At 46.5% G+C, this 16,094-nt stretch carries 14 protein-coding genes and 1 tRNA gene; 3 read left to right on the top strand and 12 right to left on the bottom strand.

Going from position 1 to position 16,094, the window contains the following annotated elements:
* Window positions 1–268: 268 nt before the first annotated feature.
* The 5 genes from BMX22_RS01920 to BMX22_RS01900 form a co-directional block, all read right to left on the bottom strand.
* Window positions 269–1,216 carry a dockerin type I repeat-containing protein gene (locus BMX22_RS01920; RefSeq protein ID WP_074740238.1) on the bottom strand — a complete coding sequence of 316 codons (948 nt, stop codon included), beginning with the start codon at window positions 1,214–1,216 and terminating at the stop codon, window positions 269–271.
* A gap of 22 nt (window positions 1,217–1,238) precedes the next feature.
* On the bottom strand, window positions 1,239–1,604 hold the full coding sequence (locus BMX22_RS01915; protein WP_074740237.1) for a hypothetical protein: 366 nt from the start codon (window positions 1,602–1,604) through the stop codon (window positions 1,239–1,241).
* Window positions 1,605–1,792: 188 nt separating this feature from the next.
* Complete coding sequence (locus BMX22_RS01910; RefSeq protein WP_074740236.1) at window positions 1,793–2,380, bottom strand: hypothetical protein; 588 nt, start codon at window positions 2,378–2,380, stop codon at window positions 1,793–1,795.
* 21 nt (window positions 2,381–2,401) lie between these two features.
* A complete protein-coding gene (locus BMX22_RS01905; RefSeq protein ID WP_074740235.1) occupies window positions 2,402–3,205 on the bottom strand; it encodes a hypothetical protein in 804 nt (267 codons plus the stop codon).
* A complete protein-coding gene (locus tag BMX22_RS01900) occupies window positions 3,192–3,746 on the bottom strand; it encodes an RNA polymerase sigma factor (RefSeq protein WP_074740234.1) in 555 nt (184 codons plus the stop codon). The genes BMX22_RS01905 and BMX22_RS01900 overlap by 14 nt, the downstream gene beginning before the upstream one ends.
* A gap of 267 nt (window positions 3,747–4,013) precedes the next feature.
* On the opposite strand from BMX22_RS01900, the gene BMX22_RS01895 reads away from it, so the two are divergent.
* Window positions 4,014–4,100, top strand: a tRNA-Leu gene (locus tag BMX22_RS01895).
* 293 nt (window positions 4,101–4,393) lie between these two features.
* A complete protein-coding gene (locus tag BMX22_RS01890; RefSeq protein ID WP_177172952.1) occupies window positions 4,394–5,479 on the top strand; it encodes an alpha/beta hydrolase in 1,086 nt (361 codons plus the stop codon).
* 165 nt (window positions 5,480–5,644) lie between these two features.
* On the opposite strand, the gene BMX22_RS01885 is transcribed toward BMX22_RS01890, so the two are convergent.
* Window positions 5,645–8,776 (bottom strand): carbohydrate-binding protein, encoded by a 3,132-nt coding sequence (locus BMX22_RS01885; RefSeq protein ID WP_177172951.1) that lies wholly within the window; start codon window positions 8,774–8,776, stop codon window positions 5,645–5,647.
* A 307-nt stretch (window positions 8,777–9,083) separates the two neighbouring features.
* On the opposite strand from BMX22_RS01885, the gene BMX22_RS01880 reads away from it, so the two are divergent.
* Entirely contained in the window at window positions 9,084–10,841 is a 1,758-nt protein-coding gene (locus BMX22_RS01880; protein WP_074740232.1) for a substrate-binding domain-containing protein, read from the top strand.
* Window positions 10,842–11,447: 606 nt separating this feature from the next.
* Here the strand turns inward: BMX22_RS01880 and BMX22_RS01875 are convergent.
* From BMX22_RS01875 to BMX22_RS01850, 6 genes are read right to left on the bottom strand one after another with little or no spacing between them, the layout of a single operon-like run.
* A complete protein-coding gene (locus BMX22_RS01875) occupies window positions 11,448–11,744 on the bottom strand; it encodes an HNH endonuclease signature motif containing protein (RefSeq protein WP_081349017.1) in 297 nt (98 codons plus the stop codon).
* A 42-nt stretch (window positions 11,745–11,786) separates the two neighbouring features.
* Window positions 11,787–11,975: a hypothetical protein gene (locus tag BMX22_RS01870; protein WP_074740231.1), complete on the bottom strand. Its 189-nt coding sequence runs from the start codon at window positions 11,973–11,975 to the stop codon at window positions 11,787–11,789.
* Window positions 11,972–12,805: a hypothetical protein gene (locus BMX22_RS16330; protein ID WP_074740230.1), complete on the bottom strand. Its 834-nt coding sequence runs from the start codon at window positions 12,803–12,805 to the stop codon at window positions 11,972–11,974. The genes BMX22_RS01870 and BMX22_RS16330 overlap by 4 nt, the downstream gene beginning before the upstream one ends.
* Before the next feature lie 29 nt (window positions 12,806–12,834).
* On the bottom strand, window positions 12,835–14,250 hold the full coding sequence (locus BMX22_RS01860; protein ID WP_074740229.1) for an extracellular solute-binding protein: 1,416 nt from the start codon (window positions 14,248–14,250) through the stop codon (window positions 12,835–12,837).
* Complete coding sequence (locus tag BMX22_RS01855) at window positions 14,247–15,479, bottom strand: hypothetical protein (RefSeq protein ID WP_074740228.1); 1,233 nt, start codon at window positions 15,477–15,479, stop codon at window positions 14,247–14,249. Before BMX22_RS01855 ends, BMX22_RS01860 begins: the two co-directional genes overlap by 4 nt.
* Window positions 15,469–16,014: an RNA polymerase sigma factor gene (locus BMX22_RS01850; RefSeq protein ID WP_074740227.1), complete on the bottom strand. Its 546-nt coding sequence runs from the start codon at window positions 16,012–16,014 to the stop codon at window positions 15,469–15,471. Before BMX22_RS01850 ends, BMX22_RS01855 begins: the two co-directional genes overlap by 11 nt.
* Between the last annotated feature and the right edge of the window lie 80 nt (window positions 16,015–16,094).

Below are 16,094 nucleotides of genomic sequence, written 5' to 3'. Positions count from 1 at the left end.
ATGTATACAATGATCTTGGAATGAACAACTATTTCAAAATTTTAATATAATCCACACGAAAATAATACTTGACAAATCATTTCATCTGTGATAAAATATTTAAGCAATGCGGATATGGCGGAATTGGCAGACGTGAATGGTTCAGTTTGCGCTATAATAGTGAATAGAGTAATCGGTCTTGTTTGAGACCGATTTTTTATATAATAAGAACAGCGGCACTCATAACGAGTGCCGCTGTTTCGGTAATATTGGAGGATAATTCTTTTGTTCAGCGTATTCCTGCGTCCCACTGCATGATTACGCGGGCATCGTTGGCGGTAACGCCTTTTACACCGTCAACGTCGGCATTGTAGAGTCCCTGCTCCTTGAGAGCGTACTTGTCGCGGCAGCCTATATGCTGTAGAATCGCTACTGCGTCCGCGAGAGTGACATTGTCATCAAGGTTTGCATCGCCGTACTTAGTAAAGAGTAGGCTTGTATTCAATGTGGTCTCGGTTTCTGCAGCAGTTGTTGTGGTAGAGGCGTTAGCGGCTGTGTGCAGCGCGTCGGTGGTAGTCGCTTTATCAGCGTCAGCGCACGCAGTATTCACATACGGCTCCTTCGGTATCTCGGGAGTACCGATATAGAGGTAGCCGTCCCAGTCCTCAGCCACGGACACGATCTTTATCTTTTCACAGGCTTCAGCCTTTGCAAGCTGCTCTCTGTTCATATTGCACCATATCTGTCCGAAGTTTGGATAAGCGGTATCATCGTCGGGAACAACGTCTATTTCTGCGAGTATCTCATCGCCCATCTGCTTTCTCTGTTCGTTGAGCATTAGGTCATTGATTTCGTAACGTATGCGGCTGATTATCGTTTCTTTTATGATATAGAATTCTGTTTCCGAGGGAGGCTTGCTTTCGTCGAATGTCCAAACACCAATGTTTGTTTTATTCGGCTTTGAGAGGACATCTCTGTAGTTGGTACTGTCGAGCCCGTCCAATACCTCAGCGATCTTTTCCTCATATGTCTTAACTCTGAGGTCACGCTCTGCATTGACTCTTTCTTGGTCAATCTCATAGCTTATCTTTACGTATGCGTTCCCGTCAGCGGAATCAAATGCGGTGTAGGCGTTGTCGGAAACAAACTTGTAAGCCTCCGCTCTGAACGGCACGGCATTGGCTCCAATGAGCATTGTTAATGCAGTTATAGCTGCAAGTGTACGTGTTTTTTTCATAAGAATACCACCTTTCTGTTTTTTATTGTGTAGGGTCATAGTTTTCGTCGAATTTGCAGATAAATTCGTCTATTTTATCCTTATTTACCGAATAGAGGCTTTTAACGCCCAATACGTCAAATGCGACGTATCCATATCCGTCCCGGGGCTGTTTAATCACGGTAATAATACCTATTCCGTCATCTAATTCAGGCATTCTTACTCTGATTATGTACGAGACAGAAGAAGGAAAGAACTTTTGGGCGATACACTTGGACTCTTTGCTGTTCAGTAATTCTGCTAAGTCACTATATGATGGATAGCCAATAGGCTCTTCTCCAGGTTCATCATATCCTTTGTAAATGCCATTCAAAACGAGGTTTTTCTCAAGCTGAGTTCCTTCTGTCAATTCTTCAAATGTATCGAATTCAGCAAGATATTTCCAATAGAGCTTTGGTCACCGTTTACGTCACCGAGGTATTTCATATTAATCACTGTTGCGTAGTCGCTTGCAATATTTACGGATTGCTCTGAGTAGTATGTGAGTATCTTTGATGACTCCGTCGCGGTTTGCATCGGGGAAGTATTCTCCCGAATCTATCTTGCCGAACATCTCGAGCTGGTAGTCAGAGTAGACGTGTTCCTTGTTGAGGTCTTTGTACAGGAAGTCGTACAGCTCGTCATAGTATTTCTTCTTCGCAGTGACAGAGAGTAAAACATCGGAGAAAGCCTTCTCGGGGATGTATTGAGCGACTTCCATACTGCAAGGAGTTTTTCAAGCTCGTCATTTGTAACGGGAGTTTCAACCGTATATCCGTCGGGAACCATAGCTTCAAAATCTTCCACCCTGTAGCCGATAAGGCTTTCATCAAGTGCTTTTTCCTTTACAAACGCCTTTATATTCGCAAGAATTTCCTCATTATCCGCAACAACTATTATTTTCTTGTCCTTGTCCAGCTCGATAAAGGCGTCCATTGTTGGTGTGTTTGTTTCCTTGTCCCAGAGGTAGGTGCTGAGTGTTTCCGAGATATATGCTATATCTTCGGGCAGAATAAGCGACTCCTCTATCACCTTGTCCCTGTTCTCAATCTCCGCACCGCTCGCAAACGCCATATTAGGCGCGGAAGCCGCGCAGATACCGCACATTGCCGCAGTCATAGTTGCCAGTAATCTTCTTTTTTTCATAGTATTCACTCCTTTTCATTCTCAGCCCGTAAGCTGTTTTTCGCTGTTTGTTTTTTTCGTGGTGTACAGATAGTACCTTTCGTCGCCTTCAAACCTTACCGCTATTTTTTTTCCGTCATCATCTCCCGTGACCCTGTACGCGTCCGTTTCGCAGTGGTAGTAGACCTCTCCGAGCCAGTCATAGCCGCTCATATACGCCCTGCCGATATACTCGCCGACCTCGTCCTCCGAGACCTCCGCTTTGGCAGTCGAATAGAACGTGCGCGGCTCGCCGAGCTCCGCCATTATATACTGCTGATTGACCGTCATCTCGTCCCATGGTATGTATTCGCTCGGCTCTGTAGCGCCTTCATCGGGCGGCTGCTCCGTCAGAGAATGTCCCGACGGCTCAGATGTGGTAATGCTTGTCGTCGGCTCGGTAGCGGCTGTCTTCGTCTCGGTAACGACAGCTGTCGGAGCTGTTTCCGTTGGCGTCTGATACTGCACATCCGCTTCGCTTGTTGTGACGTTTACCTGTGTGCTTACTGTTGCAGCTCCCGTAGCAGCGGCTATATTTGTACTCCTTTGCTCTGTTTGGCGGCTGGTAGTTTGTGTGCTTTCAATCGAAGCCCAGCTCGCCGTTGTTTCTTCCGTTACTGCTACGCTTGCAGTCGGAGGCTTAATGCTCCTATGCTTCCAAAATCCAAATCCGAGAATAACGGAGAAGCAAAAACAGGCTAATACCGGCACGGTACGCTTGACTATCAGCCTGTGTCTGCTCTTTTTCTCCTGATACTCATCATATCTGGAAAGCAAGCTCTGGTACATTTCATTATGGTTCTTCATATTCAAAGCCCCTCCTTTCCAGTTCGGACTTTAACGCGAGTTTAGCTTGATACAGGTAGTTTTTGACCTGCTTTTCAGATTTCTTCATTATCAGAGCAATTTCAGAAATAGTGAATCCTTCAAAGTAATTGAGAAACAGTGCCTGCCTGTATTCAGCCTTTAGTTGGTGCAGTGCCTGATGAACCAGGCGTTTTTGTTCGGATTTTATGTAATTGCCCTCGATACTGTCCTCGACGGCAAGGTATTCCTGTGATTCCAGCGGAACGACACTGAGCTTTGAGTGCTTTCGGAGGTGTTTTGCAGTGATATTGCGCCCGATAGCAAAGAGCCATGTTTTGAATGTGCTTTTACTTGAAAACTTCGGACGTTTTGTCATTAATTCCAAGAAAGTGTCCTCGGTCATATCCTCAGCCAAATGGATATCTTGGACAAAGCTGTTCAGGTATAGCATTAATCCAGCTTGATATTCACATACGATTTCAAGCATTCCTTCATTGTCGCCCGCAAGAAAACGGCGGTAGCTACTTTCACCGTTATCCATAGGGGAGTCCTCCTTTCAGAAGCTCTGTTTTGCTTCTTTACTTATTAGTACCTTTTTTGAGAAAAAAGACTTAGTATTGTATCGATTTATTTTGAATAATCAAAAAGTTTGTTGAATGAGTACAAATATTATAATACAAAACTGGTTGAATTGCTATTGGAAATGCGATATGAAAAACATGATATAATATTAAAAAAATAAACCTAATATAAAGTTGAAAAAAATGCTTGACAACCTCTCTTGTTTGTGGTATAATATTTAAGCAATGCGGATATGGCGGAATTGGCAGACGCGTATGGTTCAGGTCCATATGTTCGCAAGGACATGCAGGTTCAAGTCCTGTTATCCGCACCATTCAGAATCCCCGAATTATCGGGGATTTTTTGTTTGCGTGGTTCCTTTTCCTGCACAGGCAATAGGCAATCTTTCGCGCGGATGTCAGGCTTTTGTGTCTGGCAATGGCTAACGTAATATAGCTGCTTTTCACTATCGTAGCGTATGAAAAGGCATTTTTGGACTATTGCGTCTGCCAATTAAAATAAAAGCCACAGACGCAATAGTCTGTGGCCTTTACAATAAACCAAATCAGAATCTACTGTATTTACTGAACAGATAGTATTTCAGTTTGTATAAGGAGCTTATTTTCGATGAAAAGAATAAAATCAAAAAAGAAAGTTGCAATTATCGTTCTTTTGAGTGCTATCGTATTATTGCTAATAGGCTGGTGGGCGTTTTGTGTGATGATGTATAATGAGAATTTTAATGTTCGCTGTGACAGCTACGAACCGCTGATGCTCCGAACAGAGGATTTCGATTCGCTGGAGTGCAGGGAATATTCCTTTTCCTCTGATAACGGACAGAAACTGGCAGGGTATCTATACAGTGCCGGTAACGATCAGCACGGCATCGTAGTCATTGCTCATGGATTCGGCGGAGGCGGACATAATTCCTATATGGACGTTGCAAATTTTTTTGCAGCAAATGGGTATTATGTATTTGCCTACGATGCTACCGGCTGTGATAAAAGTGAAGGTGAGGGTGTAGGCGGTGTTCCGCAGGGTGTGATCGATCTTGACCATGCGATCGCCTTTGTTGAAGATAATGATGAGATACCTGAGCTTCCGATCGTGCTTTTCGGTCATAGCTGGGGTGGATATAGTGTATGTGCTGTTCTGAACTACCACCCCGAGGTCAAAGCTGTGATCGAGTGTTCGGGCTTTAACAGTTCATCTGATATGTTTGAATCAGGCGGTAAGTCTCAGGCTGGAAATGTGATCTATGCGATGACTCCGTTTATCAAGATATATGAGCGTTTCAAGTATGGTAAATATGCTTCAGACACTGCGATGGACGGCTTTGAGAACACAGATGCATCAATACTGGTTTTGCATAGTGCAGATGATAATGTGATAGGTATTGAATATGGATACGATAAGTATTATGAGGAATACAAGGGCGATCCACGTTTTACCTTCATAAGATTTGAGGACAGAGGGCATAATGAAGTATTCAACGATCCTGATAACACATACAAAGATGAGTTTAATGCCGGATTTGACAAATGGCTCGAATCAATTGATTATGATTACAAAGCTGAAGAGAATACAGAGCGGTTTAAGGAAGACAAGGCTGAGTATATAACTGAAAATCTCGATCACACAAAATGGAGTACAAGATTAGATGAAGAATTGTTTGTCCAGTTTTTAGATTTTTATAATACAGCTATAAAATGACGTTCAGCAGGCAAAAAACATCTCATAACAGAATCTATGAGTCTATCCTGAAGCAAGATGAAAAAACTCTTTGTTTCGCGGTTCAGTTTTATGAGCCGTGATATTCTTGTATCACGAAAAAAGCGCCCGGAAGTGTTATGCTTCCGGACGCTGTTTATTTTATTCTCACTTTTCAATGAGCAGTTTTCTGAGCAGAACAAGGTCGAATGTGTCTATCCTGTTGTCCTTGCAGATGTCGCCGTTTCGCCAGCAGGTGAGAGTTTTGCTCTTGCTTATCAGCCACTCTTCGAGCATTACCAGATCTGCAATAGTCACCTCGCCGTCAAGGTTGACGTCGCCTGAAAGACTGTCGTTCTCGTACGGATAATTGATGCTGAACCAGTTGAGATTGAACAGGTATCCTTCGCCGCCCTTGAAAACAAAATATACATCGTTCACGCCGGTTGTCTTGTCTATCCTGCACTTCTGCGTAGTCCAGCTCTGCCAGCCGCCTGTTTCACTGACATCCATACTGCCGATGAGTTTTCCGTCCGGCGAGCCGAGATGTACTTCTACCGCACCGCTGCTTCCGTTAGAAGCAACGCGGAGGTTGATAGATTCTGCACCTCTGCCGAAATTGACGCCCTTGAATCCGATATAGTCGCCGTTTTCAATGTAAGCGACATCCCTTCCGCCTTCGTTACAGCTCTCGATGTCGATGCCGGACTGATCGTTGAAATCCTCTGCTTCGATGACATCGCCGGCAGGTGCAAGCGTTCCTGTTACCGTTACTCTGCATTTTGCTGTGAACTGTTTATCGCTCGGTTCAAGTGTTCTTACGATTATTTCGGCAGTACCTTCTGATAATCCGGTAACATTGCCCTTGCTGTCTACGGCTGCAACGAGGGGATTCGACGATGTGAACAGCGCGACCTTATCAGTGGCATTATCGGGGAATATATCAGCCTTTATCTGTGATGAATCACCGGCGTTCAGTGCGAGCGATTCTTTATCAAGCCGCAGTCCTGCAACATTCACACGGCCGCCGTTGAGCTTCCATTTTGCCTGTATCCGCTGATTGTACTCAGGCATTATAAACGTGGAGCGAGTGCCGTCAGCGCTGACAGGAGTCAAGTCCATTGCGTCTATTCCTACCTGCCATCCGTCAAATGTGTAGCCGGGTCTTGTTTTAGCGTCGATAGTGACGAGCTCGCCGGGCTTATGATACTCAACGACGGATGTTCCCATAGAATCGCCGACATTATTGAGCACGAGCACGCGCTTTTCTGCACGGGCTATCCTTATAAGATGCATATCTCTTGCGCCGACTGCCTCAAGCTTGGTTGAGCCGGCAGGTGTGAGGCGGAAAACGAGGAGCTGGTCGAGGTCGTAGCCTTCAAGTATCTTCACACGGACTGTCTTGCAGGTATCGCCGGAGCGGAATGTGACCTTCGGGTCGTCAACGAAGCTGAAATCCTTATCGACTCTTGCATCGCCGGCAACAGGAGTAACTTCAAATTCCATATTGCCCGAGGCAGGCTTGCTGAGCTTCAGTTCAAGCTCTATGACATCGCCGGGCTTTGCGGAGGAATTCAGAGCCGAGAAGCTCACATTCACATCTTCCGTGAGTCCGAGGCTCATGTTGCAGCCGACATCAGTTTTGGGATATACTGCGTATGCGCCGCGGTCAACACCGTTGTCTCCGGAGCCTATAGCAGGACTTCCTGCCTTCAGTCTGAAATCGTAAGCAGCAGCATTTTCAAACATCGGGTCCTGTGCAAGTTCGGTTTTTGAGCCTATCTGCTTGTTGAATGCGTCCACCGTAATCGACGGCTGCGACGGGTCCATATAGCGGACGTAGGTAGGCTTTCGTGCTGAATACCAGAGATTGCTGCGGAAGATATTTGAGCCGCCGCCTTTCAGGTCGATACCGTGCCATGCGTGGAAGCCGTTAACTGAGGTTTCCTTGACGAGAAGACCGACGGTGTCATTTCTGTTGTACATACTGTTTTCGTCTTCATAGGCGATATTGTTTCTCACCTCGTTGTTCCATGAGCGATCGAGAGAGATACCGTTTTTCAGATTGTATGTTACGTTGTTGACCCATCTTGCGTCCCATGTCGAGCCGGTGTCCCAGAAGGCGGAGAAGAGTCCGGATTCGATGCGCTGTGCCGGGAAATTCATAAAGTATTCCGAGCTGACAGGCATACGCTTGTTCGCATCAAGAGGCTTATTGTAGACGATGTTCTCATATGCCCAGTTACGCGTGCATTCCGATTCGTTGAACATAAAATATGCGGTGTTGTGCGCAACGTTTCTGACAGCAGTAAAATCGCGGACACTTATATCGAGCCAGATAGTACCGCCGTTCACCGAGCCGCCGGAGTAGTTGAAGGCGAAGGCATTATTTCTGTTGCCGTCAGCTCTTCCGCCGAGAGTGGACGACTCTGCACCGCCTGCACCCGCATTTTTACCGATAGCGCCGATAAACGTGTTTTCGGAGATTATGCAGTTCTGCGAATGATTGTCATAGCAGAGAGTCTCGCCGTATACGTTCTCGAAGTAGTTGTTGCGGATAACATTATCGGGTCCTGCTACCGGAATGGTAACATCGGGACGGTATACGCCCTGTGCTGACCACGACCACGGTGCGTTGTAAACACAGCCGATATTCTTGAACTGGTTATTCAGAACGACATTTCCTCTGCCCATAATATCAATGGTGCTGCGGGCATACTTGTAATCCTCGAAAACGAAGCCTTCTATCCATATATAATCACGTCCGAAGAGATTGAAAACGTCAGTAAGCTGATTTTTGCGTCCGGCGATAGAGTATTCGATACCGGCATTGTCATAGTGCTGTACCTCTGCTTCCTTCCATCCGGTGTCCTGAAGCCACTGAGCGCGCACCTGCGGAGTAACGGAGGAGCCGTCAAAAACGTCCTTGTGCTTGATTATGACCTTGCCGATGTCAGATGTCTTTTCGGGACGGAAAACTATCATTGCATCGACTTTTCCTGATTCCTTCGGTCTGATGTCGTCCTCGATGTAGGTGCCGGGACGGATAAGTACGGTCGTGCCGGCTGTAGCTTCTTCAGCGGCTTTTTTTATGGAGCGGTACGGATTTTCAGAAGAGCCGTTTCCGGAGAAGTCGTTTCCGTTCTCTGCAACGTATAGCACCCTTCCGCTGATTTCGGCTGCTTCAGCCTTTATCGTATTCATAAATCCGGTGTTTGCCGGAGTTGCGATACCGGCATAGCTGCACAGCAGAGCCGGTACCATTGCAAGGCTTAGAATGCCTGAGATGCGTTTTTTCATTTCCCAATTCCTTTCTGCGGTCGTATTACTTGCAGTAAATATCTGCATATTATCCACCTGTAACTATTATAATCGAATACGCTTCGATTAGCAAGATTCTATTGTATCACGCTATGAGACAATTTCACATAAAAGCGCATAATGATATGTCGGATCGTGTTGTGTCCTTATTCATAATATCACATATCAGTATGGCGGCATCAACGGTATCTTGGCAAAGATGTACTGCAACGGATCACTTTTCTGTACCTGTTGCCATTTATGGAATAATATGTTATAATGTGAACGGGAAGGGAGGGAGCAGCCAATGAAAAAAAGGCTGACCGTCGGAGTTGTCACAGCGGAATGCTACCGCGATTATATAGCTGAGATGATATGCGGTGTCATTGCTCAGAGCAACTGCGCAGACTGCAATGTCATCGTGCTTGCAGCAAGAAATAATTTTCAGGAGCCCATATCACCTCATATAGAACATGAAGCTGATATTTTCAAGCTGATAGAGCTTCCGGATCTCGACGGATTCATCTATGATCAGAATGCTTTTGCCCACTTCGGGATACAGAAGAAGCTCGATACTCTTCTCAAACGCACCGGAAAGCCGGTTATGATGCTGGACGCACGTGAACACCCTTTTTTTGAGAACACCGTTTCCCATGACCCTGAGACTTTTGCCATGCTTATCGAGCATATGATACAAGTTCACGGCCACAAAAAGATATACTGCCTGACCGGAACCAAAGGCACTTCTCAGGCTGAGGACAGGCTACAGGCATATTTCAGCGTTATGAAGCGGCACGGATATTATTACGATGATACATACTATACATACGGAGATTTCTGGCGGAATGCTCCGGTAGAATATGCGCAGCGTCTCATCAGCGGAGAGCTTGCGATGCCGGAAGCGGTAGTCTGTGCCAATGATATTATGGCAGATTCTCTGATCGCCGCTCTCAGCAAGGCAGGTATCAACGTTCCGTCTGATATTGCAGTAACAGGCTTTGACGGCTATCTCGACGATCCACAGAGCGACGTGAGTCTCACGACATTTCCGAAAAGCTGCTATCAGCTCGGTATCGACGCCTTCCGACGTCTTTACACGTTCATGACCGGAAGGAACTGCCGCAGAGCACCTTCAAGGAACGCTCAGATACAGATAGGGCACAGCTGCGGCTGTGTTCCGGTTCAGCGTCAGACAGAGAAAAGCCGCCGCGAGAGACACCTCGTCTCAAGATACAAGGAGTGGTTCTATCACAGTGAGGTACTGTTTGAGCTTATCCATACAAATACGCTTTATGACCTGCTATATCTTATCGCAAGCAGGATCTATCTCGTCTGCCATTGGAGAGATTTCCGCATATTCCTGACAGACCGTTATCTAAGGTCGCTGGAGCCGCATACTCATTTCCCGGCTCACGCTGACTTCTGCGAGGTACTCTGGACTGACAGGGCAGGAAAAAGCGGCGGAATTAAGGATGCCCCGATGAAGCAGTCGGACATCATTTCTTATCTGACGAATGATCCGGAGCATCCGAGCGCATATTATCTTTCACTTCTGCATATGGACGAGCGGCAATTTGGTATAGCAGCGTTGTCATTCGGCAGGTTGCCTTGCTGCTATCAGTCGGAATACTGCACACTTATCAGCTATCTGTGCCTTGCCTTCGAGCAGCTTGAGGAGAAAGTGAAACTCGGAGCAAATGGAAGGGATGCTGTAAGAAACACTGAGAATCCCCAGCTTTACAATAAGCTTGTGCAGATACGTGAGGAGATGCAGCAGAATCCTGAAATAGACTGGAGCGTGCAGGAATTGTGCAGACGGACACACGTCAGCAGAAGCTATTTGCAGAGAACATATAAGAGATGTTTCGGGAAGAGCATATTTGAAGAGCTGATAGATTTTCGCATAATGAAGGCGAAGGAACTCCTCTTCAGTGAAGACCTCACTTTCACAAAGGCAGCGGAGCTGTGCGGTTATTCGTCATATGCGCATTTTGCCAAGCAGTTCAAGGTGCACGAGGGGATAACTCTTTCGGAGTTCCGCGAAAAGCTGAAGAGCAAGCCGTAGTCTTAAATTGATCGGACATAAGTAAAAAAGGTCATAATATACAAGCTATTTTTTCACTAATGTAACATATCCCTCAGGTCCATATGTTCGCAAGGACATGCAGGTTCAAGTCCTGTTATCCGCACCAGCGCCGAGCGGGCGCACGCAGTTTCGCGTCTCAGTTTTTCTGGGACGCGAATTGTTTTCCGCGCATGAAATTCATCTGTTTCGTATAGATAACACATTGGAAAGCTCGATTTATCGAGCTTTTTTCTTTTGCCAACTTGTTTACCTATGTTGTCACTATGCAAACTTTCGCACATAAGTTATGGTAATGCGTATGCCGAGAAAAAACAGCCGCAGGGGAGTTTCCCACGGCTGTTTATTGCTATATTTCGTTGCTTCAGCTCATCTCGGGCTCGATATCGGTCAATGTGTTACAAAGGGATAAATTTTTCGTTCACACCCGCTCTGATTCAGGGCAGGTGCAAGATGGTGAACGATTTGTTTACCGTGAGCTGACGTCGTGTTTAAGGTGACTCCCTATATCGAGGAGTCACGTTTCGTTACCCCATGTGCATACCAAGTTCTTCATTTTTCCTGAGCTCCTTCGCCAGTGCTTTGCGGTCAACGTGTTCCCGAGCGTACTCGGTATCGTCGGCAGGCTCGTCCTCGATCAGCAATGCCACCGACGATATCAGGTGCAGTATGAAGATTGGAAATGTCTGAAGGGTCGCCGCCCTTCGCGACAGGAATTATGTGGTCAATACACGGCGAGAGCGGGTGTGGAAATTTCAGCTTGAAGTCTACTCGCTTCCCGCAGATACCGCAGACCGTCTGCGTCGCGTATATCTTTTTCTTGTTGCTGTTGAACTGCGCCCTCTGAGTGCCGTTATGGTCAGGGCGTACATTAGGTTTCGCCACACATCAACACCTCTTTCAAGCAGGCATAAGAAAACCGCCTAATTACTTAGACGGTTCATTGTTACTGTTCTTTGGTTCAAAGCCTACTCCGTTGTTACATTCCTTTAATGCTTTCAAATCTTTATCCATGTGGGCATAAGGTATTCCGTTAGGAAAAGCTTTACATATACCATGTCCATTTTTGAAACCAGTACAATTCTTACAATAGTCACAGTCAGATGTAATAATCATAACAGTCCTCCTATGTATTTATTGAATATTTTGCGTGCCTCTTCAGGTAAGTCATCTGTTTCACCACGTTCAAATAATACACCTACCTCAGCAATACATTCGTTTCCGTCTTTGAAAGCAGTTTTACTGATACCATCAATATTTATTTCTGACAGTTCTTCATATATAGCGTCGAGTTGACCTTGATTTAATCCGTTGATAAGTTTTGCATGGTACTTTTCGTGTATTATTGCTTCTCGGAACGAATTACAAACAGTAACTTTTGAATTAAAAATTTCACTGTCAAGTTCATCTATCGTCTTCCCACCTAAAAAGTTTTCATTAAGGTTCAGACGAATATCAAAAAATGTTCCTTTTTTCACAGGATCGGTTTGCATTATGATCCTATAATCTTCTTTTACAACAGCAATCTCATCAAATAAGTATTGGCTATCATCTTCACTTAGAACATCAATGATAGTTTTTATCACATTATCATTTATTTTTGTACCTTGTATTGCGGCTCGAGCATCATCTATCTTTATATTTCTTATTTTATCATTTTCTGTAGAAATGTCAATAGATGAATTGTTAATTTTCAGTCCTCTGACTTGTGCAAGATTCCTCTGTTCAATGGCTCTTCCCTGCTCCTCAGAAATCGACGGCGCCGTGTAGTCAGCCGCGTTTGCGTTCGGGAGTTCTTCCCACGTCTTTGAGCGTGAGCCGTCGGCGTTCTGCTTGCATGGAGCGCCTGCCCGTCGTAGATGATACCATTGCTCCAATATCGCAGTGTCTATTATCCAGATCGCAAAATCCAGTATGAGGAGCCATGTATACCTGAGCGAACTCAAAGCGCAGCGTTCCGAATTTCATATTTCATTTACTGTGACTCGCTGAGGTAAAGCTCGATGCGGTTCTGAAGTATATTTACACATTGATCTATCGTGCGTTCACCTTCAAAAACGTAATCGCTCTCCTCCTTGATGATCTGCTCCATGGCGGGGTCAACGAACGGGTCTATCTCAAGGTTTTCGAGAAAGTCGCCAAGTTGACGGATCTGCTCGCTGTTCAGCCTCATTAGTTCTCCGTTCGGCACCTCGACGGATGCAGTTATTGAGGTGTCGAACGGTGGCTTCGCACCGGCTGAAGCATCTTCTGCGGACGTGATATCGGATGTCGTCTCGGGGTGAAGAAGACTCTCAAGCGTGTTCTTTCTGACAGGGACTCCGTAGCTGTAGTCGCTTATCTCACGCTGAAAATCATCACTGAAAAACAGTTCGGAGATGGCTTGCCAAGCTTCTTCTTTATGCTTAGAATTTTCCATTATCCCGAATCCGCAGGATATCTCCGCATAGCTTCCTTTACCGTTATTTGTCGGATAGCCGACAAAGGTCATCGGTTCGTTTCCGAATGTGCGCAGGATCTCGCTTGCGTAGAACTGATTGATACCGCTGATCTGCTGCTCCTTGACAAGAGCGGAGTTGTCGTGTATCTGTCCTATAATAGCGGTGCCGTCGCCCAGACGCTTCTCCATCGGAGGCAGCTGCGTGAGAAAATCAAGAACGGGAACGAGACTGCTGTCAAGGTCGCAGGTGTGAGACTTGCAGTCAATACTGTCAAGCATAACGCCGTTGAAGAAGTAGTGGCGAATGTCATACTTGGTAAACATATCTGCTAAAAAGTCGCCGCTGAAGCTGTTATAGGCAGCAATTGCCTCATCGACCGTCCAGTTTTCCTTATCACCGACAAATTCAGGCTTTGCGGCGGCAGTATAAACATCGAATGCGGGGTAGATGACGTTTGTTTTGCCGTCTTCATTGACGCTTTCCATAACGTTGTCAAGGAGGTCCGACTTCACTATTCCCGAGCCCGAATCCATAAGAGGGGAGAGGTCGGTAAGGTAGCCGTGCCTGCTGAATTTGTCGAGCTGAAATGGTGCAGCAGATACGACATCTGGAGCCTTGCCCGCGAGGATATCCATAGAAAGTCTGGATATAGAGGTATCTCCGTTGTAGTCGTCCTCATCGAACTCATAGTGCTTTATTTCGACGGTGTAAGGACTGTCGCTTTTGTTCAGCTTTTCGATCCTGTCCCCGATATGCTGCCAGCCGCGCCACGTATTCGGCGACTCGGCAATTGCTATCGTGATGTGAGACTTTTCGCCGCTTGTAGTGTTATCTGTATTTGCAGCGGGACTCTGAGAGGTTGCATCGTATGATGTTTTGACGTTCTTACTGCTGCACGATACCGAGCACGTCAGCATAGCTGCTGCGAGAAATAAAGCTGCCTTTTTCATTTTTCTTCCTCCGCTTCGTAGATGATGTGGCGCTCTGCGGTAAGGCTGCCGTCAGATAGTTCAAACACGTATACACTTATATTTTCGATACAGCTGACGGGGACGGGTTTGCAGTAGCTGAAAACGTTTGAGAACCTGTTGGCAAAACAGAAGGAGTTTTGTCCGTTTATAATGCCGTTTTCGGCGAACCATTCTTTCTCTCGCGTGCCTCCGTCGTACATGACCGAGCCGTCTTTTGCAGTCACGACGGGTACAGCGATTTCAGTTTCGGAGAGCTCCCTGTCGTTGTCGAGAGTCAGTGAGAGCGTGTCTGCGGTGACGGTAAATCCGTCCCTGCTGAATACAGAAGCCTCATCTGCATCGGAGATATAGAGCTCTGCCGTCCACTCTCCTTCGATGATACTGTCGCACTTGAGTATATACTCGTCGAGCAGTTTTCTTGTACGGAGATCAAAGTCGTTTTCTTTCCAGTAAAGTTTCCATTCATCTTCTGTGTGAGTGCCGAAACCGAATTCCTCTCTCCATTTGGTCTGCTCGGCGATAATACGGCTCTGAATATCAGATATGTCGTCTGCTGAGATGATCCTGTTTATGGACACTCCTATTCTGCTGTTCGCTATATCCTGCGATGTCAGGTAGAAGGTCGCGTAATATGTGTAAGGGTCATCGCTCCGCGTGAGCGCTGCGGTGTTGGCGAGACCGCTCTGCCCCGTGAGCACCGTACTTGTACCGTTTCCGAGCTTGCTGAAATCAGCGATCACTACCACATTTTCGGGAACAGTGATACCTTCGCGGACTTTCATCTCGAGTGAGAGCATGAGAGTGTTCCTGTCGTAGTACATACCCGCGGTCGAGACTGTCATATCGCCTTCGCCCGTGAATACTATACGGTTCTCGGAGATGTTGCGCTCCATTCCGCTGACATCCTCGCCGTTCAACAGCGGGAGCTCGCCTGTCATGTTTGCGCTCGGCTCAGTCCTGTGAAGGATATCGCGGAAGCGGCTGAAGCCGTCGGTAGTTGCAGCTGTGACGGTCATACCTGTGACAGCGGTCATAACAGCCGCAGCACAGATGATGAACATTTTTGGCTTGATATGCTTTTTGGGGATCTTTTTTTGTGTCCCTTCAAGCACGAGCTGCCTGATGCGGTCGGTGTTGCAGGGCTGCTCATCTATTTCGGGGAGTTCCCTGTCATAATCCGAAAACAGCTCATACAAGTTATGTTTCATTGCCGTACCCCCTTTCGGTAAGCTTCTTTTTCAGTTTGTTGCGTGCGCGGTGGAGCGCAGTTTTGCAAGCGGTCTCGCTCATACACATTTCCGCCGCTATCTGCGGGATCTTCTGATAATAGTAGTAAAATCTCAGCAGCAGCTCGCGGCTTCGAGGCTCTATCTCAAAGAGGGAATCATTCAGTTCGTCGGCGAGCATCTGCCGCTCCGTTTCAGCTTCGATGTCCGAACCGTCGCCAAGTTCAATCTCGTCGAGCGCGACGGTGAAGTGTTCACGTCTCAGACGGTCGATAGCGAGATTGCGAGCAATAGCCGCCATATACGAACGCAGAGTCTCCGCACGCAGCTTATCGGAAGTGTTCCAGATACGAATAAAAACGTCGGCTGTAATCTCTTCGATGTCACTTTCGGAGAGCACACCGCTGACGATGTTTCGTACAATGGTGCTGACATATGCGCTGTACCGCTCGACGAGCACCACGAGCGCTTTTTCATTCTTCTTTGAGAGCTGTCTTACGAGCTTTTTGTCCTCCACCCGAACGCCTCCTTTCATCCTTCTGCTTTATGTACGTGTCATCCGACCGAAAGGTTACACTATGATTATAACATTTGTCA

It is taken from the genome of Ruminococcus sp. YRD2003, from assembly GCA_900109435.1.
GTDB lineage: Bacteria > Bacillota > Clostridia > Oscillospirales > Ruminococcaceae > Ruminococcus > Ruminococcus flavefaciens_G.
Note: the sequence above shows the minus strand (reverse complement) of the source record. Positions and strands in the feature narration are given on the sequence as shown.

Coding starts and splice junctions, on each gene's coding strand:
- BMX22_RS01920 (WP_074740238.1), bottom strand. CDS start 1,216: ATGAAAAAAACACGTACACTTGCAGCTATAACTGCATTAACAATGCTC.
- BMX22_RS01910 (WP_074740236.1), bottom strand. CDS start 2,380: ATGAAAAAAAGAAGATTACTGGCAACTATGACTGCGGCAATGTGCGGT.
- BMX22_RS01905 (WP_074740235.1), bottom strand. CDS start 3,205: ATGAAGAACCATAATGAAATGTACCAGAGCTTGCTTTCCAGATATGAT.
- BMX22_RS01900 (WP_074740234.1), bottom strand. CDS start 3,746: ATGGATAACGGTGAAAGTAGCTACCGCCGTTTTCTTGCGGGCGACAAT.
- BMX22_RS01890 (WP_177172952.1), top strand. CDS start 4,394: ATGAAAAGAATAAAATCAAAAAAGAAAGTTGCAATTATCGTTCTTTTG.
- BMX22_RS01885 (WP_177172951.1), bottom strand. CDS start 8,776: ATGAAAAAACGCATCTCAGGCATTCTAAGCCTTGCAATGGTACCGGCT.
- BMX22_RS01880 (WP_074740232.1), top strand. CDS start 9,084: ATGAAAAAAAGGCTGACCGTCGGAGTTGTCACAGCGGAATGCTACCGC.
- BMX22_RS01870 (WP_074740231.1), bottom strand. CDS start 11,975: ATGATTATTACATCTGACTGTGACTATTGTAAGAATTGTACTGGTTTC.
- BMX22_RS01860 (WP_074740229.1), bottom strand. CDS start 14,250: ATGAAAAAGGCAGCTTTATTTCTCGCAGCAGCTATGCTGACGTGCTCG.
- BMX22_RS01855 (WP_074740228.1), bottom strand. CDS start 15,479: ATGAAACATAACTTGTATGAGCTGTTTTCGGATTATGACAGGGAACTC.